Origin of the sequence: Actinoplanes sp. CA-142083 (assembly GCF_050942195.1) — a bacterium.
In the GTDB taxonomy this organism is placed as follows: Bacteria; Actinomycetota; Actinomycetes; order Mycobacteriales; family Micromonosporaceae; genus Actinoplanes.
This window is the reverse complement of sequence record NZ_CP192076.1, coordinates 6,190,448-6,217,422: the sequence shown is the minus strand read 5'-3', so window position 1 is coordinate 6,217,422 and position 26,975 is coordinate 6,190,448. Positions and strand designations below refer to the sequence as shown.

The following is a 26,975-nucleotide window of genomic DNA, read 5'->3' as shown; positions in this document are numbered from 1 at the left end:
AGCGACGATGGGCCGGTGTTGCAGGGGCGGAGCCGGGAGCAGGCGGAGCTGAGGCGCCACCTCGACGAGGCCCGCCAGGGCGCGAGCGCCGCGCTCGTGCTGCTCGGCGAGGCCGGCATCGGCAAGTCGGCGCTGCTCGACGAGCTGGCCGGGGCGGCCGGCGGTTGCCGCGTCGTGCGGGCCGTGGGGATCGAGTCGGAGATGGAGCTGCCGTTCGCGGCCTTGCACCAGCTCTGCGCCCCGCTGATGGCGCACGACGACCGGCTGCCGGCCCCGCAGCGCGACGCCCTGCGCGTCACGTTCGGCTTCCAGGAGGGTCCCCCGCCGGACGCATTCCTGCTGGGGCTCTCGGTGCTCACGCTGCTGTCCGAGGCCGCCGCCACCCGGCCGCTGGTCTGCCTGATCGACGACGCCCAGTGGCTCGACCGGGAGTCGGTGCGGACCCTCGCCTTCGTCGCCCGCCGGCTGCTCAACGACTCGGTCCTGATGCTCTTCGCGATCCGGGAGCCGGCCGGCGACGAGGTGCTCGCGCTGCGCAGCCTGCCCGCGCTGACCGTCGGCGGCCTGCCCGGGGCGGACGCCCGCAAGCTGCTCGCCTCGGTGCTGCGCTGGCCGCTGGACAACGACGCCCGCGAGGCGATCCTCGCCGAGGCCCGCGGCAACCCCCTCGCGCTGGTGGAGCTGCCGCTCGCCCCGGCCACCCTGGCCGGCGGGTTCGGCCTGCCGAGGCCCCTGCCCGGGCGCATCGAGGACAGCTTCCGGCGCCGGGCCGAGGCGCTGCCGGCCGACGCGCGGCTGCTGATGCTGCTGGCCGCGGCGCATCCGGCCGGCGACTCGATCGTGCTGTGGCGCGCCGCCGCCGGCCTCGGGCTCGGCAGCGAGGCCGCCCGCGCCGCCGAAGAGGGCGGGCTGCTGACCATCGGGGTCCGGGCGGTGTTCCGGCACCCGCTGGTGCGCTCGGCCGTCTACGGCGCGGCGACGCCCGCCGACCGGCGCCGGGTGCACGCCGCCCTCGCCGAGGTGACCGACCCGGCCGCCGACCCGGACCGCCGGGCCTGGCACCGGGCGCACGCCGCCGAGGACGCCGACGAGACGGTGGCCGCCGAGCTGGAGGCCTCGGCCGGCCGGGCGCAGGCCCGGGGCGGGCTGGCGGCCGCGGCGGCCTTCCTGCGCCGGGCCGCCGAGCTGAGCGACGACCCGGGCCGGCGGGCCGAGCGGGAGCTGACCGCCGCCCGGGCGTTGTACCAGGCCGGCTCGCCGACCGAGGCGTCCCGGCTGCTGGCCCTCGCCGACGCCGGGCCCGCCGACGAGCGGCGCGGCGTCCGGATCGGGCTGCTGCGCGGGCAGATGGCCTTCTCCGACGCGCGCCGGGCCGACGCGCCGGCGATGCTGCTCGACGCGGGCCGCCGGCTCGAACGGCTCGATCCCGGCGGCGCCCGCGAGGTCTACCTCGACGCGTTCGCCGCCGCCATCTTCGCCGGGCGCTTCGGCGGCGACACCCTCGCCGAGATCGCGGCCGCGGCCCGCCAGGCGGCGCCGGCTTCCGACCCGCGCGGGACGGATCTGCTGCTCGACGCGCTCGCGACGCTGTTCACCGAGGGGTTCGCGACCGGCATCCCGCTGGTGCGGGTGGCCCTCGACCGCATCCGGCACGACGAGCAGACCCTCGCCGAGGCGATGCACTGGCTCTACCCGGTGGGGCACCTGGCGTACACGGCGTGGGACCAGGAGGCGTGGCGGGAGCTCATCGCTCGCTATCTGGGCCTGGTGCGGGCGGCCGGCGCGCTCGCCCGCCTGTCGTATCTCGCGTCCCACCGCATCGCGTTGCACCTGTACGCGGGCGAGCTGGACCAGGCGGGCGCGCTGGTGGAGGAGATCGAGGCGGTCGACGCGGCTACCGGGTACGACCGTCCCGCCTATCCCGCGCTGGCCGTCGCCACTTACCGGGGCGACGAAGCGCAGGCGCTGCGGCTCATCGACCAGGTCACCGCCGACGAGGCCGAGCGCCGCGAGGGGGCGGTGCTGACCCTGGTGCAGATGTGCGCGGCGGTGCTGCACAACGGGCGGGGCGATCACGCCGCCGCCAAGGTCGCGGCCGAGCGGGCGACGAGCGGTTCCGCCCGGGAGACCGGGTTCGTGAACTGGGCGCTGCCCGAGCTGGTCGAGGCGGCCGCGCGCAGCGGGGACCTGCCGGCGGCCGAGCGTGCGCCGCAGCGGCTGGTCGAGCGCACCCGGCCCGGTGGGACCGACTGGGCGCTGGGCGTCGAAGCGTGCTCACGGGCCCTGGTCAGCGACGATGCCGAGGACCATTTCCGCGAGGCCGTCGTCCGGCTGGGGCGCTGTGGCGCGGCTTTCGCTCTGGCGCGGGCGCATTTGCTGTACGGCGAATGGCTGTGTCACCGCGGCCGCCCCGGCGATGCGGTTGTCCAGCTACGTCAGGCGTACGAGATGTATGTGGGTTTCGGGTCCGAAGCCTTCGCCGAACGCGCCCGCCGTGCCCTCGCGGCGACCGGTGAGACCGTGCGAGCCCGGCCGATGGCCGCGGGCGCCGACCTGACCGCCCAGGAACGGCAGATCGCCCGGCGGGCCCGCGACGGCCTGTCCAACACGCAGATCGGCGCCGAGCTGTTCCTCAGCAGCCGCACCGTCGAATGGCACCTGCGCAAGGTCTTCACCAAGCTGGGCGTGAGCAGCCGCCGTGACCTCGCCGGGGTGCTTCCGTCAGCGCATGCCTGACGCCATGTCCATGAGATGACCCAGCACGGCCTCGCCCGAGGTGCGCAGGCCGTCGTGCTCGTGCTCGTTGGTGACCCAGGCCCGCACGTTGCCCACGGCCGCGGCCGTCTCCAGCGAGAGGCCCGCGTCGACGTACATGTCATCGGCGTAGACGGCCGCGAGGACCGGCACCTCGTTGGCGGACAGCCGGCGGCGGTCGTAGAGCACCGGCCAGTCCTCGGCCTCGGCGAGCAGGTTGGCGGCGCCGGCGAACGGGCGCAGCGCGGCGATCTGCTCGAACATCCAGGGATACATCATCTCGCCGGTGAACAGCAGCGGGTCGGCATCGGCGGCGAAGGCCGGGTGCTGCCCGAGGGCGCGCTCGGCGGCCCAGCCGGTCGGGCCGTTCGCCTGGCCGTAGCAGTACTCCTGCAGCGCGAACAGCGGCTGGTCGATGAAGCCGGTGTGCGCCATGACCTGGTGGAGGAAGGTGTCCGAGAGCTGGTCGCCGTGCCACGTCTCGTCGAGGATCCAGTGCACCTGGGCGTACCCGTAGCTCATGCCGAACGCGTTGCCGAGCACCCGGAACCGCTCGGCGGTGAGCCGGTCGCCGTCGGGCAGCCGCACGTCGCCGGCCGTCAGGTGGTCGGCTATCCGGCGCACGGCGGCCGCGTCCTCGGGAAAGGCCCGGTAGAACTCGGCGTTTTTGCCCGCGACCCGCGGATAAGTGCGGGCGTAGATGTCGTCGGCGGTCGCGGCCAGGCCGGGCAGGCCGCCGGTGACGAAGCAGTTGCGCAGGCCACGCGGGGCCTGGGAGAGGTACGCCATCGTGACGAAGCCGCCGTAGGACTGCCCGAGGGTGTCCCACTTCGTGCCGCCGGTGACCCGCTCCCGCAGGATCTCGGCGTCGGCCACGATGCTGTCGGCGCGGAACAGCTTGAGGTAATCGGCCAGCTCCCGGTCGGTGCGGCCGCCGATCGTGCGCGCGGTGATCGGCGTGCTGCGCCCGGTGCCGCGCTGGTCGAGCAGCAGCACCCGGTGTGTCTTCACGGCGTGCCCGATCCAGCTCTCGGCCCGCGCCGGCCGCGGCGACTTGCCGCCCGGGCTACCCTGGAAGAAGACCAGCCACGGCAGGTCGTCGCCGGCCCGGTCGGCCGCCACCACCTCCCGCGCGAAGACCTCGATCGTGCCGCTTCCCGGCCGGGCGTGGTCGAGCGGCACGGTGACGGTGTGGTCGGCGAAGCGGATTCCGGGATGCGCGATCATTCTTTGCTTTCTAACATGCCGACGGCGAGCTCCGCGTAGTGCTCGGCCAGCTTTCTGGCGGAGCGCGGGCGCCCCTGACCCCACCACCGGCAGATGTCGATCGTGAGCGAGAGCAGCGCGAGGGCCGCGTCGGCCACGTCGGCGACGTGGAAGGTCTTCTCCGTCACCCCCGCCGCCACGGCGTCGCGGAAGATCTTCTCGATGCGGCGGCGGGTGACCGCGGACTCGGCGCGGTGCTCCGGGGTGAGCGCCGGCAGCTCGTGGTGGATGACCCGGGCCAGGGCATGGTTGCGGGCGTGCCACTCGGCGAAATGCGCGACCATCGTCCGGATCCGCTCGACCGGCTCGGTGACCGGCGCGACCGCCCGCTCCAGCGCGGCGAGGGCCTCGGCCTGTCCGATCCGGCTGATGTCGAAGAGCAGCAGCTCCTTGGTGCGGTAGTGCACGTAGAGGGCGGCCGGGCTGAGCCCGGCGCGGGCCGCGATGTCGCGGGTGCTGGTGCCGTGGAAGCCGCGCTCGCCGAACGCCTCGACGCCGGCCGTGAGCAGCCGCCGCTGGGTCGGCGACTCGACGGTTTCCCAGAGGTCGCTCATGGCTTGACATGATCTCGCGGCGCCGCTTTGCTAAGCAAGCGCTCAGTGGCTAAGCAACCGCTTAGTAATGGGTGGAGTGTGGAGGGTCGATGCGGGAAGCGGTGATCGTGGCGGCGGCGCGCTCGCCGATCGGGTCGCTGCGCGGGCTCGGCCCGGCCGACGTGCTGTCCTCGGTGGTCCGCGCGGCGCTCGACCGGGTGCCGGCGCTGGAGCCGGCCTGCACCGACGACCTGTACGTGGGCAGCGCCTACGCCCGCCCCGACACGGCCGTGCGGGTCGCCGCCCGGCTCGGGCTCGGCGGCGGGCCCACCGCGCTGGTCAGCGGGTTCGCCGCGTCGTCGATGCAGACCGCGCGGATGGCGGTGCACGCGATCCGGGCCGGGGAGGGCGACGCGTACATCAGCGCCGGGACCGACTCAGGCACCCCGCGGTCCTCGCGCCGGGGCGGGCTCGCCGGCGCCCGCTGCGCCGGCGGCCGCACCCGCGAGCACGACGACGCCCGCCGGGCGGCGGCCGAGCACGCCGCCGCCCGGCACCGGATCAGCCGGCAGGAGCAGGACGATTGGCTCCTGCGCAGCCGCCTGCTGGCCGAGCAGGCGACGACGGCCGGCTTCTACCTCCGCGAGATCGTGCCGGTGCGGCTGCCGAGCGGGCGCGTCGTCGACCGCGACGCCGGCGTCGCGGCCGACGGTGCGGCGGCGACGGTCATCCTCAGCGACGTCTACGCCCGGGAGCTCGGGCTGACGCCGCTCGCCCGGGTGGTCGCCACCGCGGTCGCCCCGGCCGTCGTCGAGTGCGTCCGGCGGGCGCTGTTCCAGGCCGGGCTGTGCGCGGGTGAGGTCGACCTGTGGGAGATCGACGAGGCGTCGGCGGCCGAGACCATCGCCGCGCACCGGAGCCTGCGCATCGACGTCGCCCGGCTCAACGTGCACGGCGGCGCGCTCGCGCTCGGCCACGCGGCCGGGATGACCGGCGCCCGGATCGTCACCACGCTGCTCAACGGGCTGATCAGCAACGACCTCGCGCTCGGGCTGGCGGCCGTGGGGACCCCGTCCGGCCAGGCGATGTCCTTGATCGTGGAAAGACTCTGAAATCTTTTTGGGTGTCGTGTCGATCCGGTGCGGGGCCGTTCGACCTTGGGGTGAGAAGGTCGGAAGGCGACCGGACCTGACAGGGAGATATCACGATGGCCAAGTACATGCTGATCATGCGCGGCTCGGACGAGACCATGGCCAAGATGGCCGAGACGTCGTTCGACGAGGTCCTGGAGACCATGGGCCGCTTCAACGACGAGCTGATCCGGGCGGGCGTGCTGGTCGCGGCCGAGGGCCTCGACGACGCGGCGCAGGGCGTGGTGGTCGACTACTCCGGCGAGACGCCGGTGGTCACCGACGGGCCGTACGGGGAGACCAAGGAGCTGTTCGGCGGCTTCTACATCCTCGACGTCGCCACCAAGGAGGAGGCGGTCGAGTGGGCGAAGCGGATGCCCGCCTTCCCCGGCAGCAAGACCGAGATCCGCCGGGTGCCCGGCATCGAGGAGTTCCCGCAGGACAACAAGTGGATCCAGAACGAGAAGGCCTGGCGTGAGCGCACCGGTCAGCTCTGAGCAGGCCCGGCGCGCTGTCGGTGCGGTCTGGCGGATGGAGTCCGCCCGCATCGTCAGCGCGCTGGCCCGCTACACCAAGGACTTCGCGCTCGCCGAGGACGTCGCCCAGGAGGCCCTGGCCGAGGCGCTGGTCGCCTGGGCGCGCGACGGCGAGCCGGCCGACCCGGTGGGCTGGCTGCTGTCCACCGCCCGGCGGCGCGCGATCGACAGCTTCCGCCGCCGGTCGGCGCTCGGCGAGCGGTACGCGACGCTGGCCCAGCACCTGCCGGAGTCGGAGGAGCTCGACTGGGACCCGGACCGGATCGACGACGACATCCTCGCGCTGATGTTCGTGTCCTGCCACCCGGTGCTCTCGCCCGAGGCCCGGGTCGCGCTCACGCTGCGCGCGGTCGGCGGCCTCACCAGCGAGGAGATCGCCCGCGCGTTCCTGGCGCCGGTGCCGACCGTCCAGGCCCGGGTCACCCGCGCCAAGAAGACGATCGCGGCGGCCGGCGTGCCGTTCGAGCTCCCGCCGGCCGGGGACCGCCCGCAGCGTCTCGGCGGCGTGCTCAGCGTCCTCTACGTGATCTTCACCGAGGGCTCGACCGCGACGGCCGGTGACCAGCTGCTGCGGGTGGACCTCGCGCGCGAGGCCATCCGCCTGGCCCGCATGCTCGTCGCGCTGCTGCCCGGCGAGCCGGAGACCCACGGGCTGCTGGCGCTCTTCGAGCTGACCGCGGCCCGCTTCCCCGCCCGCACCGGCCCCGGCGGCGAGCCGATCCTGCTCGAGGACCAGAACCGCCGCCTCTGGGACCGCTCGGCGATCCGCCGCGGCCTGGCGGCGCTGGGCCAGGCCGCGGCGGCCGGCCGCGGCCTCGGCCCCTACGGCCTGCAGGCGGCGATCGCCGCCTGCCACGCGTCGGCGCCGTCGGTGGGGGAGACCGACTGGGAGCGGGTAGTGCTCCTCTACGAGGCTCTCGGCCGGGTGGCGCCGTCGCCGGTGGTCGAGCTCAACCGGGCCGTCGCCGTCGCAATGGCGTCCGGGCCGCAGGCCGCGCTGGCGATTGTGGACGACCTGGTCGCCACCGACCGCCTGGCCGGCTCGCACCTGCTGCCCACCGTCCGCGGCGAGCTGCTGACCCGCCTCGGCCGCACCACCGAGGCCCGCGCCGAGCTGGAGCTGGCCGCCCGCCTGTGCGGCAACGTGCGGGAACGCTCGGTCCTGCTGCGCAAGGCGGAGGCGCTGGGCTGACCCAGGTCTCAGGGAACCCGCAGCCGTGGCGCAGCCCGGACGCAGTGAGCCGATGAAGAATGCCGGGCATGGCCCGCTCCCTGTTCCCGCTGCCGGGCCTGCGCCGCGTCTCGTTGCGTGCCAAGCTCGTCGCGTCCGTGCTGGTCCTGGTGTTCGCGGCGCTCGTTCTGATCAGCCTGGCCAGCGCGTTCGTGGTGCGCCGCTACCTGATCTCGCGGATGGACGACCAGCTGCGCACGCTCGCGGGCACCGCGGCCGAGGTCGCCACCTCCGGCGATCGCGCGCACACCGACTGGGCGTTCGTGCCACCGGAGTACCTGGCCGCGCTGACCACGGTCGCCGGGGCGGGCGAGCTCCACGCCGACGGACAGCTGACCGCCGCCGACCTGCCGGCGCTCCTGTCCGGCGCCGGTGCGATCGACGCCCACGCGGGCAGGCCGTACACGGCGCGTTCGGCCAACGGGGCGTACAGGTGGCGCATGCTGGTGATCCGCCGCGGTGACGACGTGGTGGTGCACGTCGGGCAGCGGATGACCGGCATCGACGACGCGATCACCCAGCTGGTCCGGGCGGACGTGCTGGCCGGCCTGGGTGCGCTGATCGCGCTCGCCTCGGCCGGGGCGGCGCTGGTGCGGCAGAGCCTGATCCCGCTGCTGCGGATCGAGCGCACCGCCGCGGCGATCGGCGCCGGTGACCTCAGTCAGCGGGTGCCGGATCCGGAGGGCCACGCCCGGGAGTCGCGTTCCGAGCCGGCGACGGAGCTGGGGCGGCTGGCGCGGGCGCTGAACGCGATGCTGGCCCAGATCGAGGCGGCGTTCACCGCGCGGGCCGCATCGGAGCAGGAGGCCCGGCAGGCGGCCGAGGCCGCGCGGCTGTCCGAGTCGCGGGCGCTGGCGTCGGAGGCGAAGATGGGGCAGTTCGTGGCGGACGCGTCCGACGAGCTACGCGCCCCGCTGACCACGATTCGCGGCTCCGCCGAGCAGTACCGGCTGGGCGCCGTCACCGATGCCGAGGACGTGGCCCGGCTGGTGCGGCGGATCGAGGACGAGGCGGCCCGGATGGGCCTGCTGGTGGAGGATCTGCTGCTGCCGGCCCGGCGAGATCCGGATCGTCCCTCGTTTGGGGGACGGCCCTAGCTTCGTCCGCATGCGTGCAAGCCTCCTCGTTCTGCTGACCGTGGCGGTCGCGGTCATCCCGGTGGTCGACGAGTGGCTCGGCCTGAAAGGGCTGGCCGCCGTGATCGCGGTAGCCGTCGCGGCGGTGGCCGGCCTCGCGCAACCGATGGTGCAGCGGGCCTTCGAGGGCCGGGCCGCGCAGCGCGATCGAGCCGCGGCCGCGATCGGCCGCCGACCCCTCCCGCGCGTCCGCGACCTGGCCGATGATTCGATCCTGGCCGGCCTGCACCGGGCGATCCCCATCGACGGGCCGGCCGGGGGTCTGTCCGAGGATCTCCCTGCCTTCGTGCCGCGCGACATCGATGCCGGCCTCCGGGCGGAGCTGACCCGGATGAGCGCCCGGGGCGGCGTGCTGATGGTGGTCGGCAACGCCGCGTCCGGTAAGACCCGATGCCTCCTCGAAGCGCTGAAGGCGACGGTCGGCGACCGGCGGATCCTGGTCCGGCCGGATCCTGAGGACCTGCGCGATCTGGCGGCCGGCTCGGCGCTTCTGCGGCGCGCGGTGGTCTGGCTCGACGACGCCGAGCGGTATCTGACCGTCACCGGCCTGACTCCGCAAGTGGTGCGCGCGCTGATCGGCGAGCAGGTGATCGTGATCGGCGCCGTCTGGCCGGAGACGTACGAGCGGCTCTCCGCCCGGGGCGCCACGCCACCGTCGTCTCGCCATGACCGCCCGGCCGCCGCCGGGGACGAGGCCGCCGACGTGCTCGGCATGGCCGTGCTCTTCCGCTTGCCGGACCAGTTCAGCCCGGCCGAGCGGGAGCGCGCCGAGCAGATCGCCGAGGCGGACCCGCGCATCCGGGAGGCGCTCGACCACGACGGCTTCACCCAGACGCTCGCGGCGACGCCCGCGTTGGAACAGCGCTGGCACCAGCCGGGCGAGCCGCTCGGCGCGGCGCTGCTCAAGGCCGCCGTGGATGCCCGGCTCGCCGGTCACCCCGAGCCGCTGCCCCGGGCTCTGGTCGCCGGGCTGACCGAAACGCACTACCTGAGCCGGCGGGAGCTGCCGGCACTGACGACCGACTGGTTCTCTCGCGCCGAGGACTGGGCGACCCGACCGGTCCGCGGCAAGGTCGCGGCCCTCTACAAGCACGGTGTCCGGGCGGGCATCACCGACGGCTATGAGGTGTCCGATGTGCTCGTCCAACTTGCCGGCAAGCAGCAGACCGCGGACGAGGACCGGATCGCCGCCCTGACCTCTCTGATCGAGCGCGCGACGCCCGCCGCGTGCCTGGAGATCGGCGTGGTTCAAGCCGACGCCGGCCGCCTCGAGCTGGCCGAAACCGCCTGGTCCCGGTGTGCCGCGGACGGCATGGCCTCCGGCATGTACAACCTGGGGCTCCTCTTCGAGCGCAACGACCGGGAGCGGGCACGCGAGTGGTACCGGCGCGCGGCCGGACAGGACCATCTCGCCGCGGTGACGAGCCTCGGCTACCTGGCCGAGGCCGATGGCGACGACGCGGAGGCGCTCCGCTGGTACACCAGGGCAGCCGAGGGCGGCGACACCCGGGCCATGTTCAACCTCGCGCTGCTCGCCGAGCGCACCGGCGACACCGGTACTGCGGTGCGCTGGTACGAACGCGGCGCCGAGGTGGGCGACGCCGACTGCATGGTCAACCTCGCCTGCCTGTTGCACGACCGGCGGGACCCGGACGGCGCCGTGTGCTGGGGTCGCCGGGCCGCCGAGACCGGCTCGGTCATGGCGATGGGCAACCTCGGTCAATGGCTGGTGGACCGGGACGAGTTCGAAGAAGCCCGGCGCTGGCTCGACCGCGCCGTGGCCGAGGGCAGCAGCAGCGCGATGTTCGGACTCGCCCGGCTGCTCGAAAAGCAGGGCGACATCGCCGGCGCCAAGGTCTGGTACGAGCGGTCCGTCAAGGGCGGCTCCACCGTGGCGGCGAACAACCTGGCCATGATCTACCGGGACGAAGGCGACCTCGACCGCGCGCGGGACTGGCTGCGGCGCGGCGCCGCGGCCGACGATCCGCGGTCCATGATGAACCTGGCCGAGCTGCTCCGGCTGAGCGACCGGGACTCCGCGGAGGCACTCACCCTGTTCGGACGAGCCGCCGCGGCCGGCAACCCGCGGGCGCGCACCCATCTCGCGCTGGCGGGTCTTCAGGCCGGCCGGGCGGAGCCGGTTCTGGCCGATTTCGACGCCGCGCTGGCCGCGGACGATCTCGGCGCGCTCGTCGGCATCGGACCCGCGCTGTTCCTGGCCGGCCGGCCGGAGCCGATGCGCGACGCGTTCCTGGCAACGATCGCCGACCCGGAACGACTCACCATCGGCGTCTACCTCGGGCTCATGCTCTACCGCATGGGCGACGTCGAGACCACACCGGGCTGGATCCGCTCGGCCGATCTCGACCGGGACCTCGCCGCGGTCGGTAGCCTGGCGCCGCTCCTCACGCAGCTCGGCTGCCCCAGCCCGCTGCGCGCGGTGTTCGACAGATGTATCGCCGCGGCCGACTTCGACCGGGCGATCGTGTTCGGAGCGGCGCTCGCCTGCTGGGACCCCGAGCATCTTTCCGCCGCACGCTGTGCCGCCGCGGAACCGGCCCTGACCAAGGTCTTCAGCCTGGTCGACCGGCTCGCCGCGGGGATTGTCCGATCGGGGGCAGAAGGCTGCCCCTCGGCGGCCGGAGGTAGTTAGCTTCCGGCCATGGCGAGACTCATCGTGGAAGCGAGCGGAACCGCGGCGAGCGGTGCCGCGCTGGGGGACCAGAGCGCCGACATAGCCATGCCGGGCAACAGCCGGGCGCTGCCGGTGGTCGTGTCGGTGACCGACGCGGACGGCGTGCCGGTGAACGGCCTGGGCGCGGCGAACTTCGACGTGCAGCAGAAGCTCGTGGCGCCGTTTGGGGCCTCCGTCGAGATCGCCGCGGCAAACGGCATCATGGGCGGCGCGGACGGCTACTACTGGGTGCGCCTCGTGCCGGTGACCTACCAGGGCACCCAGTACACGTGGGCGGCCGGCAGGTTCGTCTTCGCCGTAGCGGTGACCTCGGGCACCGACCGCGGGCAGACCCTGTGCGCGGTGCTGCTGGAGTGACCCCCTGCCATTCAGGCACAACCCGCGCGGCCAAGGCTGTCGACTGGGCCGACCCGCCGGGCTGAGCGAGACTGTGCTCGTGGTGGAACCGGAGCTGGGTGAGCACGACTATCTGCGGCAGATCGAGTTGCTCGCGCGCGACGTCGTCGACGCGGCGTATGAGGAGGGGTGGCTCAGTTACGAGGCCGATCCCGAGGACGCGGGGGTGGTGCGGCGCGCCGTGAACGAGCTCGGCCGGATGTTGCGGCATCGGCATTTCGGCGGCGACGGGTGCCTGCCCGAGGAGCGGCCGCTGCTGCATCTGGGGGGCGCGGCGCTGATCACCCCGGATCTGGGTGACAACTATCGCGCGGGATGTGCGCGGCTCGGGGTCGCCGAGCGCGAGGAGGGCTGGGCCCTCTGGCACACCTGGGACGACCGGGCCCGGGCGCACACGATGGTGACCACGGCGATCGAGACCACTCGCGCCCTGCTCGACGGGTGGGCACGCGGGGAGGACGTCCACCCGGGACAGCCGCGGCGTGCGCAAGTCGCCGCGGTGGTCCGGGGGTGGGTCGGGCCGGTGACGCTCTCGCCCAGTCACGCCACGACGATCGGGCTGGGCGGGCGCTAGCCGGCCGAGAGGTTCAGCTCGAAGCTGTAGCGGCTCGCGCGGTATAGGTGGCTGCCGTACTCCAGGGCCTGCCCCGAAGCGTCCCAGGCCGTGCGGACCATGGTGAGCAGGGAGGCGCCTCTTTTCTCGTCGAGGGTGCGGGCCTCGGCGGCCGTCGCTGAGCGGGCGCCGATCACCTGGGTGGCTATCCGGGGGACGTGGCCGGCCATGCGGAGCAGCTCGTAGAGGCCGTGGGACGCGAGGTCGGCCTCCGTCACCGAGAGGACGTCGAGCGGGATCGCGTTGTGCATCAGGGCCAGGGGCTCGCCACCGGCGAAGCGGAGCCGCTCGATCCACGTCACCGGGGTGCCGGCCTCGATGGAGAGCGCCGCGGCCATGGCGTCGGAAGCGGGAATGACGCGAAGGTCGAGGACATCGGTGCGAGGGGAGCGGTCGCCGGCCACGAGGTCGTCGTAGAGGCTGGAGAGCTCTACCGGCCTCCGGACCTTGGGGTGGACGACCTGGGTGCCGACGCCGCGTTTGCGGACCAGCATGCCGCGCTCGACCAGGTATTGGATCGCGCGGCGGGTGGTGGGGCGGGAGACACCGAGGCGCTCGGCGAGGTCCACTTCGTTCTCGATGCGGGCGCCCACCCCGATCTCGCCCTTCTCGATCAGCTCCTGCAGACGGGTCGCGACCTGGTAGTACAGCGGCACCGGGCTGGACCGGTCGAGGTGCACCGGTCGCACCGGGGTCAGGTCGGATGGCACGGCGTCCCCCTGTGAAGTCTCAGATGGTGCAAGTCAGTTTGTCATGACAAAGTATTGACGTCAGAGCCACCACGTTATTACATCGAGGGCAGCCAACATAGAGCAACCGCCCAACTACCAAAGGTCGATCTAGGGGGAAGCGCATGCCCGCGGACGACGTCCTGACGATGGGACGCATCGGCGTCGACCTGTACCCACAGCAGATCGGTGTGTCGCTGCGCGAGGTGCGCACGTTCGAGAAGTTCCTGGGTGGCAGCGCGTCCAACGTGGCGGTGGCGGCCGCCCGCTACGGGCGCCGGTCCGCGGTCATCACGCGTACCGGAAATGATCCGTTCGGCGAGTTCCTGCACGACGCGCTGCGCGGCTTCGGGGTGGACGATCGCTTCGTCACGCCGGTGGCGGGCCTGCCGACGCCGGTCACGTTCTGCGAGATCTTCCCGCCGGACGACTTCCCGCTCTATTTCTACCGCTTCCCCAAGGCCCCCGACCTCGAGATCCGCGCGTCCGAGCTCGACGAGGACGCCATCCGCGACGCCCGGATCTTCTGGGTCACCGGCACGGGCCTTTCCCAGGAGCCATCGCGTACGGCGACATTGCACGCGCTGAGAACCCGCAACAAGAACGGCATCACCGTCTTCGACCTCGACTACCGGCCGATGTTCTGGGAGTCCCGCGAGGAGGCCCGCCGCTGGTACGCCGAGGCCCTGCCCTACGCCACCGTCGCGGTCGGCAACCTCGACGAGGTGGACACGGCGGTGGGCGTCCGCGATCCCAAGGTTGCCGCCGCCGCCCTGCACGACGCCGGCATCGAGCTCGCGGTGATCAAGCAGGGCCCGGCCGGCGTGCGAGCCTCCCGCCGCAGCGGCGAGCAGGTGGAAGTCCCGCCCGTCCCGGTCGAGGTGGTCAACGGGCTGGGCGCCGGCGACGCGTTCGGCGGCGCGCTCTGCCACGGCCTGCTCGCCGACTGGGATCTCGAGGCGACGATGCGCTTCGCCAACGCCGCCGGCGCCATCGTCGCCTCGCGTCTGGCCTGCTCCGACGCCATGCCCACCGAGGACGAGGTACGAGAAAAGCTGGGGGTCTCTCGTGCGTGACTTCGCTGACTTGCTGGAGGCGCGCACCAAGCGCCCGGACGCCATCGCCGCGGCCGCCGCGGCCCGCAAACGGCCCGGCACCCTGTTCGGGCCGCACGGCAAGTTGATGATCATCGCGGCCGACCACCCGGCCCGCGGCGCGCTGCGGGCCGGCGCCGACCCCCTGGCGATGGCCAACCGGGTCGACCTGCTCGAGCGCATCCGCACCGCTCTGGCCCGCCCGGGCGTCAACGGCGTGCTCGGCACCCCGGACATCCTGGAAGACCTCCTGCTGCTCGGCGAGCTCGACGACAAGGTCGTGATCGGCTCGATGAACCGCGGCGGCCTGGCCGGCACCAGCTTCGAGATGGACGACCGGTTCACCGCCTACGACGCCGGCAGCATCGCCTCGGCGGGCTACGAAGGCGGCAAGATGCTGCTGCGCATCGACCCCGACGACCCCGGCACCGTCGCCACCCTGCAGGCCTGCGGCACCGCCGTGGCCGAGCTGGCCGGGCGGCGGCGGATGGCGATGGTCGAGCCGTTCATCTCGCACCGCGTCGACGGCCGGGTCCGCAACGACCTGAGCGCCGAGGCGATGATCCGCGCGATGACGGTGGCCGCCGGCCTCGGCACGACGTCGGCGTACACGTGGCTCAAGGTGCCGGTCGTCGACGACATGGACCGCGTCATGGCCGCCACCACGCTCCCCGCGCTGATCCTCGGCGGCGAGGTCGCCCACGACGCCGAGGCCGCCTACGCCAACTGGGGCAAGGCGCTGCGGCTGCCGACCGTGCAGGGGCTTGTCATCGGGCGGTCGCTGCTCTACCCGGCGGCCGGCACCGTCGCCGACGCCGTCGACCGAGCGGTGGGATTACTGTGATGGCCCGGGTCAACCCGCTGATGCGGCGGGGCAGCACGGCCGACAAGCCGTTCGACATGGTGGTGTCGCCCGAGAACGCGGGATGGCGCTACAGCGGCCTGCGCGTGCTCGAATTGCCGATCGGCGCGAGGGCGCGGTTTTTCACCGGCGACGATGAGATGCTTGTCCTGCCGCTTTCCGGCGGCTGCGACGTGACCTGCGACGACGAGCGGGTCACCCTGACGGGCCGGCGCTCGGTCTTCTCGCGGGTCACCGATTTCGCGTACGTGCCGCGGGAGTCCGCTGTGACCGTGCGGGCGCCCAACGGCGGGCGGTTCGCCCTCCCCGCGGCCCGGGCCGGGCGCAGGCTGCCCTTCCGCTACGGCGCGGCCGAGGACGTCCCGGTCGAGCTGCGCGGGGCGGGGCAGGCCAGCCGGCAGGTCAACAACTTCTGCACGCCGGAGAGCTTCGAGGCCGACCGGCTGATCGCCTGCGAGGTGCTCACCCCGGGCGGCAACTGGTCGTCTTACCCGCCGCACAAGCACGACGAGCAGGCCGACGGTGAGTCCAGCCTCGAGGAGATCTACTACTTCGAGGTGGCGCCCTCGCCCGCCGGCGGCGCCGGCTGCGGCTACCAGCGGGTGTACGGGCATCCCGACCGCCCGATCGACGTCTGCGCCGAGGTCCGCACCGGCGATGTCGTGCTGATCCCGTACGGCTGGCACGGCCCGTCGATGGCCGCGCCCGGATACGACCTCTACTACCTCAACGTGATGGCCGGGCCCGGCGCCCGCGAGTGGCTGGTGCGCGACGACCCGGCGCACGGCTGGGTCCGTGCGTCCTGGACGTCGATGGATGTCGACGCGCGGCTGCCGCTCTCCACCTGCAAGGAAAGGACTCGCTCGTGAGACTCACCGTCGGCCAGGCCGTCGTCCGGTTCCTGGCCAGCCAGTGGACCGAGCGCGACGGGGTGGAGCAGCGTGCCGTCGCCGGCTGCTTCGGCATCTTCGGCCACGGCAACGTCGCCGGCCTCGGCCAGGCGTTGCTGCAGGCGCAGCGCACCGGGGAGGCGGACCTGCCGTACCACCTGGCCCGCAACGAACAGGCCATGGTGCACGCGGCCGCCGGGTACGCCCGCATGAAGAACAGGCTGTCCACGATGGCCTGCACGGCGTCGATCGGGCCGGGCTCGACCAACATGCTCACCGGCGCCGCCCTCGCGACGGTCAACCGGCTGCCGGTCCTCCTCTTCCCGTCCGACATCTTCGCGACCAGGGTTGCCGCGCCGGTGCTTCAAGAGCTCGAGGACCCTTCCTCGTACGACGTGAGCGTCAACGACGCGTTCCGGCCGCTCTCGCGGTTCTTCGACCGGGTGTGGCGGCCCGAGCAGCTGCCGGCCGCCCTGCTCGGCGCGATGCGGGTGCTGACCGACCCGGCCGACACCGGCGCGGTGACCATCTGCCTGCCGCAGGACGTGCAGGCCGAGGCCTACGACTTCCCGGAGGAGCTGTTCGCCAAGCGGGTCTGGCACGTGCGGCGCCCGCTCGCCGAGCCCTCTTTCGTGGAGCGCGCCGCCGACGTCGTACGGAATGCCTCTCAGCCCTTGTTGATCGCCGGCGGCGGCGTCATCTACGGCGAGGCGTCCGACGAGCTCGACCGGTTCGCCCGCGAGACCGGCATCCCGGTCGCCGACACCCAGGCCGGCAAAGGCGCGATTCCCTGGGACCACCCCAACTCGGTCGGGGGAGTGGGCTCGACCGGCACCCCGGTCGCCAACCGGCTCGCCCGCGACGCCGACGTGGTGATCGGCGTCGGCACCCGGTACAGCGACTTCACCAGCGCCTCGCGCACCGCGTTCCGCAACCCGGACGTGAAGTTCGTGAACATCAACGTGGCCGGCTTCGACGCGGCGAAACAGGCCGCGTACCCGATCGTCGCGGACGCTCGCTCCGGGCTCTCCGCGCTGCTGGCGGCCCTGGGCGGCAAGCGGTTCCCGACCGATTACCGGGCCGACGTCACCGCCTGGCAGGCGACTGTGGACGACGCGTACGGGATGGGTCACAGCCCGTTGCCCGCCCAGAGCGAGGTGATCGGGGTCGTGAACGAAGCGTGCGGAGCGCGCGACGTCGTGGTGCAGGCGGCCGGAAGCATGCCCGGCGACCTCCAATTGCTGTGGCGCGCAAGGGATCCGAAGCAGTATCACGTCGAGTACGGCTACTCCTGCATGGGTTTCGAGATCGCCGGAGCGCTCGGCATCAAGATGGCCGACCCGTCGCGCGAGGTGTACGCGCTGGTCGGCGACGGCTCCTACCTGATGATGTCGCAGGAGATCGTCACCGCGGTGTCCGAGGGCATCAAGCTGATCATCGTCCTGGTGCAGAACCACGGCTTCGCCTCGATCGGCGCGCTCTCGGAGTCCCTCGGCTCGCAACGGTTCGGCACGAGCTACCGGTTCCGTGGGCCGGGCAACGACTACGACGGCTCCCACCTGCCGGTCGATCTCGCGGCCAACGCCGAGAGCCTCGGCGCCTCGGTGATCCGCTGCCGGACCATCGCCGACCTGCGCGACGGGCTGAAACGCGCGCGGGAGGCCGACCGGCTCACGGTCGTGCACATCGAGACCGACCCGCTGTCCCCGGTCCCCTCCTCGGAGTCGTGGTGGGACGTCCCCGTACCGGAAACATCTGCCTTGTCGAGCACGCGCGCGGCCCGCGAACGCTACGCGGAAGCGAAGCGCGACCAGCGTCAATACCTCTAAGGATCGTCATGTCAACCATCGAGCACTGGATCGGCGGCGAGTTCACCTCGGGCGCGTCGATCCGCAAGGGACCGGTCTTCAACCCGGCGACCGGCGAGCAGCAACACGAGGTCGTGCTCGGCTCGGCCGCCGACGTCGACGCCGCCGTCCGCGTCGCGACCACGGCGTTCGAGGAGTGGAGCCAGGCGTCGCTCAGCAAGCGCACGAAGATCCTGTTCGGCTTCCGCGAGCTGGTGAACGCCCGGGTCGGCGAGCTCGCCGAGCTCATCTCGGACGAGCACGGCAAGGTGCTCTCCGACGCGGCCGGCGAGGTCCAGCGCGGCCTCGAGGTCATCGAGTTCGCCTGCGGCATCCCGTCGCTGCTGCAGGGCTCCTACAGTGACCAGGCCTCCACCGGCGTGGACGTGTTCAGCTTCCGCGAGCCGCTCGGCGTCTGCGCGGGCATCACGCCGTTCAACTTCCCGGCCATGGTGCCGATGTGGATGCACCCGGTCGCCATCGCCTGCGGCAACACGTTCCTGCTCAAGCCGAGCGAGCGCGACCCGAGCGCCTCCAACTACGTGGCCCGGCTGTGGCGCGAGGCGGGGCTGCCCGACGGCGTCTTCAACGTGGTGCACGGCGACAAGGAGGTCGTCGACGCGATCCTGCAGCACCCCGGCATCGCGGCGGTCTCGTTCGTCGGGTCCACGCCGATCGCCCGCTACATCCACGAGCAGGCCAGCGCGACCGGCAAGCGGGTGCAGGCGCTGGGCGGGGCCAAGAACCACGCCATCGTGCTGCCCGACGCCGACCTCGACTTCGCCGCCCAGCACCTGACCGCCGCCGCGTTCGGCTCGGCGGGGGAGCGGTGCATGGCCATCTCGGCGGCGGTCGCGGTCGGCAGCGCCGGCGACGCGCTGATGGACCTGGTGTCCCGCAAGGCCGCCGAGGTAGTGGTCGGTCCCGGGCGCGACCCGCGGTCGGAGATGGGCCCGGTTGTCACCGCCGCCGCTCGCGATCGCATCGAGTCGCTCATCGGCACCGGGGAGTCGCAGGGCGCGAAGCTGCTGGTCGACGGGCGGGGGCTGCGGGTGCCGGGGCACGAGAACGGCTTCTTCGTCGGGCCGACCGTCATCGACCAGGTACAGCCCACGATGGACGTCTACACCGAGGAGATCTTCGGGCCCGTCCTCTCCACCGTGCGGGCCGACGACGTCGACACCGCGATAGACCTGATCAACAGCAATCCTTACGGGAACGGCACGGCCATCTTCACCTCCAGCGGGGAGGCGGCGCGCCGGTTCCAGCGTGGCGTGAAGGTCGGCATGATCGGGATCAACGTGCCCATTCCGGTGCCGATGGCCTACTACTCCTTCGGCGGGTGGAAGGACTCCCTGTTCGGGGACAAGCACATCCACGGGCCTGAGGGGGTCTCGTTCTATACCCGCGGCAAGGTCGTCACCTCGCGGTGGCCGCACGTGTCGCACGCCTCCGGCGCTTCTCTGCATTTCCCCACGGCGAGCTGAGGTTTTAAGACATGGAAATTCGTCACCTGCAACTTGGTAGCTGCCCCGATTCCTGGGGAGTGTGGTTCGCCGACGACCCGCGTCAAACCCCCTGGGATCGCTTCCTGGACGAGCTCGCCGGGGCCGGCTACAGCTGGCTGGAGCTGGGCCCATATGGATATCTGCCGACCGACCCCGCGCGGCTGGGCGACGAGATCGCCAAGCGTGGCCTGTCGGTGGCCGGCGGGACCGTGGCCGGCGTGGGCGGGCCGCACAAGGATTTTGACGCGGTGGTGGCGGAGACCCGCAAGGTTGCCTCTCTCACCGCCGCCCTGGGCGCGGAGAATGTCGTCTTTGTCCCGGTGCCCGGCTACCGCGACGACGTGACCGGCGCCTACCGCGAGGCGGCTTCGCTCGACGACGAGGCCTGGCGTGCCCTGACCCGCAACTCCAACACCCTCGGGAAGATCCTTCTCGAGGAGTACGGAGTCCACATGCGTTTCCACCCGCATGCGGACTATCAGGTGGAGACGCAGGAACAGGTCGAGCGCTTCCTCGCGGACACCGACCCGGACTACGTCTCGCTGTGCCTGGACACCGGGCACCTCGCGTACCGCCGCGCAGACGTACCCGGATTGATCCGAAAATATCCGTCGCGAGTCGGATATGTCCATATCAAGCAGATGGATCCCGTCATCGCCCAGCGCGCCGCCGACGAGGACCTCGCCTTCGGGCAGGCCGTCGCGATGGGCGCCTCCATCGAGCCCCCCGCCGGCGAACCCAAGATCCCGTCGGTGATGGAGGCGCTGAGCGAACTCGACGCCGACATCTTCGTCGTGGTCGAGCAGGACATGTACCCGGTCGACTTCGACCTGCCCCTGCCGATCGCGACGCGCACCCGCACCTACCTCAACTCGGTCGGCCTGCACTCCCGGCCTGCCGCCGTCCCCTCCGAGGAGATATCCGATGAACGCTCGTAGTCGCACCTTCCGCATCGCCGCAGTCCTCTCGGTGATAACCCTCGCCGCCGCCGGTTGCAGCGGCGGCGGCCGCGAGAAGACCACCGACGACACCAGCGGGGGCGGCAATGCCGCCGGCAGCTCCGGATACACGATCGCCTTCATCACCCACGAGACCCCGGGCGACACGTTCTGGGACAAGGTGAAGAACGGCGCGCAGCAGGCCGCCAAGGACACCGGCGTCACGCTGAAGTACTCCAACGACCCCGAAGCGCCCAAGCAGGCGGTCCTGATCCAGAACGCGGTCGACTCCAAGGTGAACGGCATCGCCACCACGCTGGTCACCCCCGACGCCCTCGCCGGCGCGGTCAAGGCGGCCACCGACGCGGGCATCCCGGTGGTCGGCTTCAACTCCGGCATCGACCAGTACAAGAAGCTCGGCGCTCTGATGTACTTCGGCTCGGACGAGACCCTGGCCGGCACCACCGCCGGCAAGCGCCTGGCCGAGCAGGGCGCCAAGCACCCGCTCTGCGTCATCCAGCAGACCGGCTCGGTCGCCCTCGAGGCCCGCTGCGCCGGCGTGAAGAGCTCGGTGCCGGGCACCGAGAACATCCAGGTCAACGGCGCCGACGACGCGGCCGTCACCACCACGCTGCAGGCCAAGCTCTCCCAGGACAAGTCGATCGACGCGATCGTCACGCTCGGCGCCCCGCAGGCGATCGACGCGATCAAGGCGAAGGACCAGTCCGGCAGCCAGGCCAAGCTGGTGACCTTCGACCTCAACCAGGAAGCCGCCCAGGACATCAAGGACGGCAAGATCCTGTTCTCGATCGACCAGCAGCCGTACGTGCAGGGCTACATGGCCGTCACGTCGCTCTACCTGAACCTGAAGAACGGCAACGACATCGGCGGCGGCAACGCCGTGCTGACCGGTCCCTCCTTCGTGGACAGCACCAACATCGACAAGATCCTGCCGTTCACCAAGAACAACACCCGGTAGGCGGGGTGAGGTCATGACTCAGACAGTGGAAGCGCCGGCCCCACCGGCCGGACGGGTGCGCCTCGGCCTCTCCAACCGGCTGCTGGCCCGCCCCGAGATCGGCGCCCTCGTGGCCGCCATCATCATCTTCATCTTCTTCCTGGTGCTCGCGCCGTCGTTCCGCTCGGCCGAGTCCTTCTTCACCGTGCTCTACCAGTCCTCGGTGATCGGCATCGTGGCGGTCGGAGTCGGCCTGCTGATGATCGGCGGCGAGTTCGACCTGTCGGCCGGCGTCATCGTCTACACCGCCGGGCTGGCCAACTCGATGTTCTGCTGGTACTTCGGCATCAACCTGTGGGTCGGCGCGATCCTCTCGCTCGCGTTCTGCCTGGCGATCGGATTCCTCAACGGCTACCTGGTGATGCGGACCGGCATCCCCAGCTTCCTCATCACGCTGGGCACGTTCTTCGTGCTGCAGGGCGCCAACCTGGGCGTCACCAAGCTGGTCACCGGCACGGTCTCCAGCACGGACGTCAGCCAGATCGCCGGGTACGACTCGCTCGGCAAGATCTTCTCGTCGAGCTTCAAGGTCGGGTCGGTGACGATCTGGACCTCGGTGATCTGGTGGTTCCTCTTCGTGGCGCTCGCGACCTGGATCCTGCAGCGCACCCGGGCCGGCAACTGGATCTTCGCGGTCGGCGGCAACCCGGACAGCGCCCGGGCCGTCGGCGTGCCGGTCCTGCGGACGAAGATCGGCCTGTTCATGGCGGTCTCGTTCCTCGGCTGGTTCGTCGGCATGCACCAGCTCTACCGGTTCAACACCCTGCAGGCCGGCGGCGGCGTCGGCAACGAGTTCCTCTACATCATCGCCGCGGTGGTGGGCGGCACGCTGCTCACCGGCGGCTACGGCAACGCGATCGGCGTGGCCATCGGCGCGTTCATCTTCGGCATGACCAGCCTCGGCATCATCTACGCCGGCTGGGACCCGAACTGGTTCAAGGCGTTCCTCGGCGTGATGCTGCTCCTCGCCGTACTGGTGAACCTGTATGTGAAGCGCATGGCCACGATGCGGAAAGTGGGTTAGCCATGACCGACACCCTGGCCGAACACGCCGACAGTCACCTGCACAAAGGTGAGCCGCTCATCGAGATGGACGGCGTCGGCAAGTCGTACGGCGCGATCCGGGCCCTGCGCGGCATCAACCTGCGGGTCAACGCCGGCGAGGTCACCTGCGTGCTGGGCGACAACGGCGCCGGCAAGTCCACCCTGATCAAGATCATGTCGGGGCTGCACCCGCACAACGAGGGCACGGTCAAGGTCGACGGCGCGGCCGTCACCTTCTCGAGCCCTCGCGAGGCCCTCGGGCACGGCATCGCCACCGTCTACCAGGACCTGGCGGTGGTCGGGCTGATGGAGGTCTGGCGCAACTTCTTCCTCGGCTCCGAGATGACGGCGGGCAAATACCCGCTGGCCGGGCTCAAGGTGAAGCAGATGAAGGAGATCGCCGACACCGAGCTGCGCAAGATGGGCATCGTCGTCAAGGACATCAACCAGCCGATCGGCACGCTCTCCGGCGGCCAGCGGCAGTGTGTCGCGATCGCCCGCGCCGTCTACTTCGGCGCGCGCGTGCTGATCCTCGACGAGCCGACCGCGGCGCTCGGCGTCAAGCAGTCCGGCGTGGTGCTCAAATACGTCGCCGCGGCCCGGGACGCGGGCCTCGGCGTCGTCTTCATCACCCACAACCCCCACCACGCGTACATGGTGGGCGACCACTTCGTGATCCTGAAGCTGGGCCAGACCGCGCTCGACAAGACCCGCAAGGAGGTCGGCCTCGACGAGCTGACCACGCAGATGGCCGGCGGCGACGAGCTGGCCGAGCTCTCGCACGAGTTGGGACGCCAGTGATGCTGAAGGTCGGAGTCATCGGCACCGGCATGATCGGCCAGGACCACATCCGGCGGCTGACCACGGTGCTCAACGGGGTGACGGTCACGGCCGTGGCCGACGTCGACGCCGCGGTCGCCGCCGAGGTGGGCGGCCGGATCGGCGCCACGGTGCACGCCACCGGCGAGGAGCTGGTGGCGGACCCCGGCGTCGAGGCGGTGCTGGTCTGCTCGTGGGGGCCGACCCACGAGCAGTACGTGCTCGCGGCGATCGCCGCCGGCAAGCCGGTCTTCTGCGAGAAACCCCTGGCCACCACCCAGGGCGCGTGCCTGCGCATCGTCGAGGCCGAGGTCGCGCACGGCAGCCGGCTCGTCCAGGTCGGCTACATGCGGCGGTTCGACTTCGCGTACCGGCAGCTCAAGCACGCGCTGGACAGCGGCGAGATCGGCACGCCGCTGATGATGCACTGCGCCCACCGCAACGCCAGCGTGCCGGCCTTCTATCAGAAGGAGATGGCGATCACCGACACCGCGGTGCACGAGATCGACATGGTGCGCTGGATGTTCGGCGCCGAGATCGCCGCGGTGCGGGTGCTCGTCCCGCGCCGCAGCAGCCACGGCGGCGACCTCCAGGACCCGCTGTTCCTCATCTTCGAGATGGGCAACGGGGTGCTGGTCGACGTCGAGACGTCGGTGAACATCCGCTACGGCTACGACATCCGCGGCGAGATCGTGGGGGAGAGCGGCACGGCTTCGCTCGGGTCGCTCTCGCCCGTCGCGGTGCGACGGGACGGGCGGGTGGCGAATCCGGTTCCGGCCGACTGGCGGGAGCGCTTCCTTGCCGCGTACGACGTGGAGCTGCAGGAATGGGTGCTCGCGATCTCCGGTGGGGGGCAGCCTCTGGGGCCCAGCGCCTGGGACGGGTACGCCGCGGCGGTCGTGTCGGACGCGGGAGTCTCCGCACTCCGTACGGGAGAAAGGGTTTTGGTGTCTCTCGCCGACCAGCCGAAGCTCTATGACTCGGGGGTGACGGTGTGAAGATCGCTCTTGACCCTTACATGCTGCGCCGGGTGCCGCTGCTGGAGTTGCCGGGCCTCGTGGCCTCCCTCGGCTACGAATACATCGAAATGTCGCCCCGCGACGATTTTCTGCCGTTCTTTGTGCATCCTCGGGTCGACAACGCCGGCGTCGCCGCCTTCAAGCGTGAGCTAGCCGCCGCCGGAGTGTCTATTGCGTCAGTCTTGCCGCTTTATCGCTGGTCGGGACCTTCCGAGGAGGCGCGGCAGGCGGCGGTGCGGTACTGGAAGCGGGCCATCGAGATCACCGTGGATCTCGGGGTGGACGTGATGAACTCCGAGTTCAACGGGCGGCCTTCGCATCCGGACGAGAGCGAGGCTCAGTTCTGGCGCTCGCTCGAGGAGCTGCTGCCGATCTTCGAGCGGGAGGGGGTGCGGCTCGTGCTCGAACCGCACCCCGACGACTTCGTCGAGGACGGGATCGCGGGCGTCAACCTGGTCCGCGGGATCAACTCGCCGAACGTGACGTTCCTGTACTGCGCGCCGCACACGTTCCACCAGGGCGGCGACCTCGCGGCGGTTCTTCGCCATGCCGGGCCGCTGCTCACTCAGGTGCACATCGCGGACTCGTTCGACCATCGCGGGTCCTCGGGGCTGCGGTACATCGTCAACCCGCCCGGCTCGACCGCCCGGGTGCACCAGCATCTGGACATCGGGCAGGGCGAGGTCGATTGGGACCTGTTCTTCGCCACGCTCGCCGAGGTGGGCTTCGACGGGATCGCGACGGTGTGCGTGTTCGCCTGGGAGGAGCGGGCCGAGGACAGCGCCCGGTACAACCTTTCCCAGGTCAATCAGTACCTTCGTAAGTCGGTGGGTTGATCAACTGTAGGCTGGGGCGATGAGCGAGAGCGTCACGAACTGGGCCGGCAACATCGTCTTCGGGGCGCTGCGGCTGCATCACCCCGGCTCGGTCGAGGAGGTGCGCGACCTCGTCGCGGCCGGGGGGCCGCTGCGCGTGCTGGGCAGCGGCCACTCGTTCAACCGGATGGCCGACACGACCGGCGACCTGATCTCCCTCGCCGGGCTGCCGCGGGTCGTCGAGGTCTCGGCGGACCGCAAGTCGGTGCGGGTCGACGGGGGGATCCGGTACGGCGAGCTGGCGGTGCGGCTGCAGGAGGAAGGCCTCGCCCTGCACAACACCGCTTCGCTGCCGCACATCTCGGTGGCCGGTGCCGTTGCTACCGCTACTCATGGCTCGGGCGTGCGGAACGCGAATCTCGCTACCGCCGTTTCCGGTCTCGAGTTCATCGACGGCTCGGGCAACATGGTGGTTTTGACGCGTGACAACGCGGATTTGTCGGGTGCCGTGGTGGGCCTCGGTGCGCTGGGTGTGGTCACTGCGCTGACGCTCGACGTGGTGCCGGCCTTCTCGCTTCGCCAGTATGTGTACGACGCGGTGCCGCGCGCGTCTCTCGTGGGGCATTTGTCGGAAATGTTGGCTGATGGATACAGTGTCAGCCTATTTACGGACTGGACCGGGCTGGACGCCAACATGGCGTGGCTGAAGCGGACCGAGCCGATGTCGGGGCCGTGGTTCGGCGCCCAGCCGGCCGACGGGCCGCGGCACCCGGTGCCCGGCATGCCCGCACAGAACAGCACCGACCAGTCCGGCGAGCTGGGACCCTGGCACACGCGGCTGCCGCACTTCCGCATGGAGTTCACCCCGTCCGCCGGCGCCGAGCTGCAGTCCGAGTACCACGTGGCCGCCGCCGACGGGCTCGCCGCGATTGACGCGGTGGCTTCGATCCGCTCGCAGGTCGCCTCGGTGCTGCAGGTCTGCGAGATCCGCGCGATCGCCGCCGACTCGCTGTGGCTGAGCCCGAACTACGAGCGCGACAGCATCGCCCTGCACTTCACCTGGATCGCCGACACCGCGGCCGTGGAGCCGGTGGTCGCGGAGGTGGAGCGGGTGCTCGCGCCGCTGAACCCCCGCCCGCACTGGGGCAAGGTCTTCACCATGGCGCCGGCCGACGTGCGAGCGGCGTTCCCGCGCTTCCAGGACTTCGCCGAGCTCGTACGGCGTTACGACCCGGCCGGCACGTTCCGCAACGAGTGGCTCGACGCGATCCTGGGCTGACGCGTCAGGCCGGCTCGGTGCGGACCAGCGCGCGGGCTCCCGTCAGCAGCGCCTGGTGGTCGCCGATGCCGTCCAGCGTCGACTCGATCCGGCGGCTCATCTCGTCGATCCGGTTGCGGGTGCGCTCGTTCAGCGCGCGGTAGTCGGCCCGGTCGGTGGCCTGGGCGCTCTCCAGCCGCCCCAGCTGGACACGCAGCTGGGCGAGGTCGTCGGCGAGCGCCTTGCCGACCCGGTGCAGCTCCGCGCTTGCGGCCGCCCGCGCCTCGCCGAACGTCTCCCGCAGCACCCCGAACTCGCTGCCCAGCTGGTGGACCCGGCCCCGCAAGGCGGCGACGTCCTCGTACGGGAAGGCACCGTCCCGTCGCAGGATGCCGATCCGCTCGCGCAGGTGCGCGAGGAACGCCTGCGCCGGCCGGACCGCCGTGGAAATCAGGTAGAACGCCGACAGGTAATACCCGATCAGGCTGCCGGTGACGGCCGCGAACGCCGCCGTGACCAGCGCCGTGCCCAGGTGGCCGGCCAGCGCGAGGATCAGCGTGCGCCGGGCGATCAGCCGGGCCTCGCGGTCGCTGCCCTCCGGCACGTTGACGCCCCGCTCCCGGGCGACTTCGTTGCGCCGCAACACCTGCCGCGCGTCGAAGTACAGATTCCAGGGGAGCGTGACCAGTACAACCGTCCACATCAGAGCGGCGACCCCGCCGCCCACGGCCAGCAAGGCCGAGACGGGCAGCCCGGCCAGCCGCCCCAGCCAGGCGAGCAACAACGCAACCGCGGCGCCCCCGACGACCACCGCCCACGACTTCAGCATGCTCATGCGCCACACT

At 71.7% G+C, this 26,975-nt stretch carries 24 protein-coding genes; 20 read left to right on the top strand and 4 right to left on the bottom strand.

The window, feature by feature from the left end:
- Nucleotides 1–15 precede the first annotated feature (15 nt).
- Complete coding sequence (locus tag ACQPZX_RS28535) at nucleotides 16–2,736, top strand: ATP-binding protein (protein WP_433361472.1); 2,721 nt, start codon at nucleotides 16–18, stop codon at nucleotides 2,734–2,736.
- On the opposite strand, the gene ACQPZX_RS28530 is transcribed toward ACQPZX_RS28535, so the two are convergent.
- On the bottom strand, nucleotides 2,722–3,981 hold the full coding sequence (locus ACQPZX_RS28530) for an alpha/beta fold hydrolase (RefSeq protein WP_433361469.1): 1,260 nt from the start codon (nucleotides 3,979–3,981) through the stop codon (nucleotides 2,722–2,724). The genes ACQPZX_RS28535 and ACQPZX_RS28530 overlap by 15 nt on opposite strands.
- Nucleotides 3,978–4,574: a TetR/AcrR family transcriptional regulator gene (locus tag ACQPZX_RS28525; protein WP_433361466.1), complete on the bottom strand. Its 597-nt coding sequence runs from the start codon at nucleotides 4,572–4,574 to the stop codon at nucleotides 3,978–3,980. Before ACQPZX_RS28525 ends, ACQPZX_RS28530 begins: the two co-directional genes overlap by 4 nt.
- Nucleotides 4,575–4,663: 89 nt before the next feature.
- Here ACQPZX_RS28525 and ACQPZX_RS28520 point away from each other — a divergent pair, with 89 nt between their 5' ends.
- From ACQPZX_RS28520 to ACQPZX_RS28490, 7 genes are all read left to right on the top strand, one after another.
- Nucleotides 4,664–5,665 (top strand): acetyl-CoA C-acyltransferase, encoded by a 1,002-nt coding sequence (locus ACQPZX_RS28520; RefSeq protein ID WP_433361463.1) that lies wholly within the window; start codon nucleotides 4,664–4,666, stop codon nucleotides 5,663–5,665.
- A 95-nt stretch (nucleotides 5,666–5,760) separates the two neighbouring features.
- The gene (locus ACQPZX_RS28515) at nucleotides 5,761–6,180 is read left to right on the top strand and encodes a YciI family protein (protein WP_433361460.1); all 420 of its coding nucleotides are present in this window, start codon (nucleotides 5,761–5,763) and stop codon (nucleotides 6,178–6,180) included.
- A complete protein-coding gene (locus tag ACQPZX_RS28510) occupies nucleotides 6,158–7,411 on the top strand; it encodes an RNA polymerase sigma factor (protein ID WP_433361457.1) in 1,254 nt (417 codons plus the stop codon). The genes ACQPZX_RS28515 and ACQPZX_RS28510 overlap by 23 nt, the downstream gene beginning before the upstream one ends.
- Before the next feature lie 68 nt (nucleotides 7,412–7,479).
- Nucleotides 7,480–8,547, top strand: a complete 1,068-nt coding sequence (locus ACQPZX_RS28505; protein ID WP_433361454.1) for a histidine kinase dimerization/phospho-acceptor domain-containing protein — start codon at nucleotides 7,480–7,482, stop codon at nucleotides 8,545–8,547.
- Between the two features lie 10 nt (nucleotides 8,548–8,557).
- Nucleotides 8,558–11,239: a tetratricopeptide repeat protein gene (locus ACQPZX_RS28500; RefSeq protein ID WP_433361451.1), complete on the top strand. Its 2,682-nt coding sequence runs from the start codon at nucleotides 8,558–8,560 to the stop codon at nucleotides 11,237–11,239.
- A gap of 9 nt (nucleotides 11,240–11,248) precedes the next feature.
- A complete protein-coding gene (locus ACQPZX_RS28495) occupies nucleotides 11,249–11,638 on the top strand; it encodes a hypothetical protein (RefSeq protein WP_433361448.1) in 390 nt (129 codons plus the stop codon).
- Between the two features lie 79 nt (nucleotides 11,639–11,717).
- Nucleotides 11,718–12,251 (top strand): hypothetical protein, encoded by a 534-nt coding sequence (locus tag ACQPZX_RS28490; RefSeq protein ID WP_433361445.1) that lies wholly within the window; start codon nucleotides 11,718–11,720, stop codon nucleotides 12,249–12,251.
- On the opposite strand, the gene ACQPZX_RS28485 is transcribed toward ACQPZX_RS28490, so the two are convergent.
- Complete coding sequence (locus ACQPZX_RS28485) at nucleotides 12,248–13,000, bottom strand: GntR family transcriptional regulator (RefSeq protein ID WP_433361442.1); 753 nt, start codon at nucleotides 12,998–13,000, stop codon at nucleotides 12,248–12,250. The two genes, ACQPZX_RS28490 and ACQPZX_RS28485, sit on opposite strands and share 4 nt — an antisense overlap.
- Before the next feature lie 143 nt (nucleotides 13,001–13,143).
- Here ACQPZX_RS28485 and iolC point away from each other — a divergent pair, with 143 nt between their 5' ends.
- From iolC to ACQPZX_RS28425, 12 genes are read left to right on the top strand one after another with little or no spacing between them, the layout of a single operon-like run.
- Nucleotides 13,144–14,094 (top strand): 5-dehydro-2-deoxygluconokinase, encoded by a 951-nt coding sequence (iolC, locus tag ACQPZX_RS28480; protein ID WP_433361439.1) that lies wholly within the window; start codon nucleotides 13,144–13,146, stop codon nucleotides 14,092–14,094.
- Nucleotides 14,087–14,956, top strand: a complete 870-nt coding sequence (locus ACQPZX_RS28475; protein WP_433361436.1) for a Cgl0159 family (beta/alpha)8-fold protein — start codon at nucleotides 14,087–14,089, stop codon at nucleotides 14,954–14,956. The genes iolC and ACQPZX_RS28475 overlap by 8 nt, the downstream gene beginning before the upstream one ends.
- Nucleotides 14,956–15,843 (top strand): 5-deoxy-glucuronate isomerase, encoded by an 888-nt coding sequence (gene iolB, locus ACQPZX_RS28470; protein ID WP_433361433.1) that lies wholly within the window; start codon nucleotides 14,956–14,958, stop codon nucleotides 15,841–15,843. Before ACQPZX_RS28475 ends, iolB begins: the two co-directional genes overlap by 1 nt.
- A complete protein-coding gene (gene iolD / locus ACQPZX_RS28465) occupies nucleotides 15,840–17,693 on the top strand; it encodes a 3D-(3,5/4)-trihydroxycyclohexane-1,2-dione acylhydrolase (decyclizing) (RefSeq protein WP_433361430.1) in 1,854 nt (617 codons plus the stop codon). The genes iolB and iolD overlap by 4 nt, the downstream gene beginning before the upstream one ends.
- Before the next feature lie 8 nt (nucleotides 17,694–17,701).
- Nucleotides 17,702–19,198, top strand: coding sequence for a CoA-acylating methylmalonate-semialdehyde dehydrogenase (locus tag ACQPZX_RS28460; protein ID WP_433361427.1), 1,497 nt, complete (start codon nucleotides 17,702–17,704; stop codon nucleotides 19,196–19,198).
- Between the two features lie 11 nt (nucleotides 19,199–19,209).
- Nucleotides 19,210–20,157, top strand: coding sequence for a TIM barrel protein (locus ACQPZX_RS28455; protein ID WP_433361424.1), 948 nt, complete (start codon nucleotides 19,210–19,212; stop codon nucleotides 20,155–20,157).
- Nucleotides 20,144–21,136 carry a sugar ABC transporter substrate-binding protein gene (locus ACQPZX_RS28450; protein ID WP_433361421.1) on the top strand — a complete coding sequence of 331 codons (993 nt, stop codon included), beginning with the start codon at nucleotides 20,144–20,146 and terminating at the stop codon, nucleotides 21,134–21,136. The genes ACQPZX_RS28455 and ACQPZX_RS28450 overlap by 14 nt, the downstream gene beginning before the upstream one ends.
- 13 nt (nucleotides 21,137–21,149) lie before the next feature.
- Entirely contained in the window at nucleotides 21,150–22,199 is a 1,050-nt protein-coding gene (locus ACQPZX_RS28445; protein WP_433361418.1) for an ABC transporter permease, read from the top strand.
- Between the two features lie 2 nt (nucleotides 22,200–22,201).
- On the top strand, nucleotides 22,202–23,020 hold the full coding sequence (locus ACQPZX_RS28440) for an ATP-binding cassette domain-containing protein (protein ID WP_433361415.1): 819 nt from the start codon (nucleotides 22,202–22,204) through the stop codon (nucleotides 23,018–23,020).
- On the top strand, nucleotides 23,020–24,036 hold the full coding sequence (locus tag ACQPZX_RS28435) for a Gfo/Idh/MocA family protein (protein WP_433361412.1): 1,017 nt from the start codon (nucleotides 23,020–23,022) through the stop codon (nucleotides 24,034–24,036). Before ACQPZX_RS28440 ends, ACQPZX_RS28435 begins: the two co-directional genes overlap by 1 nt.
- Nucleotides 24,033–24,893 (top strand): sugar phosphate isomerase/epimerase family protein, encoded by an 861-nt coding sequence (locus tag ACQPZX_RS28430; RefSeq protein WP_433361409.1) that lies wholly within the window; start codon nucleotides 24,033–24,035, stop codon nucleotides 24,891–24,893. Before ACQPZX_RS28435 ends, ACQPZX_RS28430 begins: the two co-directional genes overlap by 4 nt.
- A 19-nt stretch (nucleotides 24,894–24,912) precedes the next feature.
- On the top strand, nucleotides 24,913–26,151 hold the full coding sequence (locus ACQPZX_RS28425) for a D-arabinono-1,4-lactone oxidase (RefSeq protein WP_433361406.1): 1,239 nt from the start codon (nucleotides 24,913–24,915) through the stop codon (nucleotides 26,149–26,151).
- Nucleotides 26,152–26,155: 4 nt separating this feature from the next.
- On the opposite strand, the gene ACQPZX_RS28420 is transcribed toward ACQPZX_RS28425, so the two are convergent.
- Nucleotides 26,156–26,965: a hypothetical protein gene (locus tag ACQPZX_RS28420; RefSeq protein WP_433361403.1), complete on the bottom strand. Its 810-nt coding sequence runs from the start codon at nucleotides 26,963–26,965 to the stop codon at nucleotides 26,156–26,158.
- Nucleotides 26,966–26,975 lie beyond the last annotated feature (10 nt).

Excerpts from the sequence above, each read along its gene's own strand:
- ACQPZX_RS28530 (WP_433361469.1), bottom strand. The coding sequence starts at position 3,981 with ATGATCGCGCATCCCGGAATCCGCTTCGCCGACCACACCGTCACCGTG.
- ACQPZX_RS28525 (WP_433361466.1), bottom strand. The coding sequence starts at position 4,574 with ATGAGCGACCTCTGGGAAACCGTCGAGTCGCCGACCCAGCGGCGGCTG.
- ACQPZX_RS28520 (WP_433361463.1), top strand. The coding sequence starts at position 4,664 with ATGCGGGAAGCGGTGATCGTGGCGGCGGCGCGCTCGCCGATCGGGTCG.
- ACQPZX_RS28515 (WP_433361460.1), top strand. The coding sequence starts at position 5,761 with ATGGCCAAGTACATGCTGATCATGCGCGGCTCGGACGAGACCATGGCC.
- ACQPZX_RS28505 (WP_433361454.1), top strand. The coding sequence starts at position 7,480 with ATGGCCCGCTCCCTGTTCCCGCTGCCGGGCCTGCGCCGCGTCTCGTTG.
- ACQPZX_RS28500 (WP_433361451.1), top strand. The coding sequence starts at position 8,558 with ATGCGTGCAAGCCTCCTCGTTCTGCTGACCGTGGCGGTCGCGGTCATC.
- ACQPZX_RS28495 (WP_433361448.1), top strand. The coding sequence starts at position 11,249 with ATGGCGAGACTCATCGTGGAAGCGAGCGGAACCGCGGCGAGCGGTGCC.
- iolC (WP_433361439.1), top strand. The coding sequence starts at position 13,144 with ATGCCCGCGGACGACGTCCTGACGATGGGACGCATCGGCGTCGACCTG.
- iolB (WP_433361433.1), top strand. The coding sequence starts at position 14,956 with ATGGCCCGGGTCAACCCGCTGATGCGGCGGGGCAGCACGGCCGACAAG.
- ACQPZX_RS28460 (WP_433361427.1), top strand. The coding sequence starts at position 17,702 with ATGTCAACCATCGAGCACTGGATCGGCGGCGAGTTCACCTCGGGCGCG.
- ACQPZX_RS28455 (WP_433361424.1), top strand. The coding sequence starts at position 19,210 with ATGGAAATTCGTCACCTGCAACTTGGTAGCTGCCCCGATTCCTGGGGA.
- ACQPZX_RS28450 (WP_433361421.1), top strand. The coding sequence starts at position 20,144 with ATGAACGCTCGTAGTCGCACCTTCCGCATCGCCGCAGTCCTCTCGGTG.
- ACQPZX_RS28445 (WP_433361418.1), top strand. The coding sequence starts at position 21,150 with ATGACTCAGACAGTGGAAGCGCCGGCCCCACCGGCCGGACGGGTGCGC.
- ACQPZX_RS28440 (WP_433361415.1), top strand. The coding sequence starts at position 22,202 with ATGACCGACACCCTGGCCGAACACGCCGACAGTCACCTGCACAAAGGT.
- ACQPZX_RS28435 (WP_433361412.1), top strand. The coding sequence starts at position 23,020 with ATGCTGAAGGTCGGAGTCATCGGCACCGGCATGATCGGCCAGGACCAC.
- ACQPZX_RS28425 (WP_433361406.1), top strand. The coding sequence starts at position 24,913 with ATGAGCGAGAGCGTCACGAACTGGGCCGGCAACATCGTCTTCGGGGCG.
- ACQPZX_RS28420 (WP_433361403.1), bottom strand. The coding sequence starts at position 26,965 with ATGAGCATGCTGAAGTCGTGGGCGGTGGTCGTCGGGGGCGCCGCGGTT.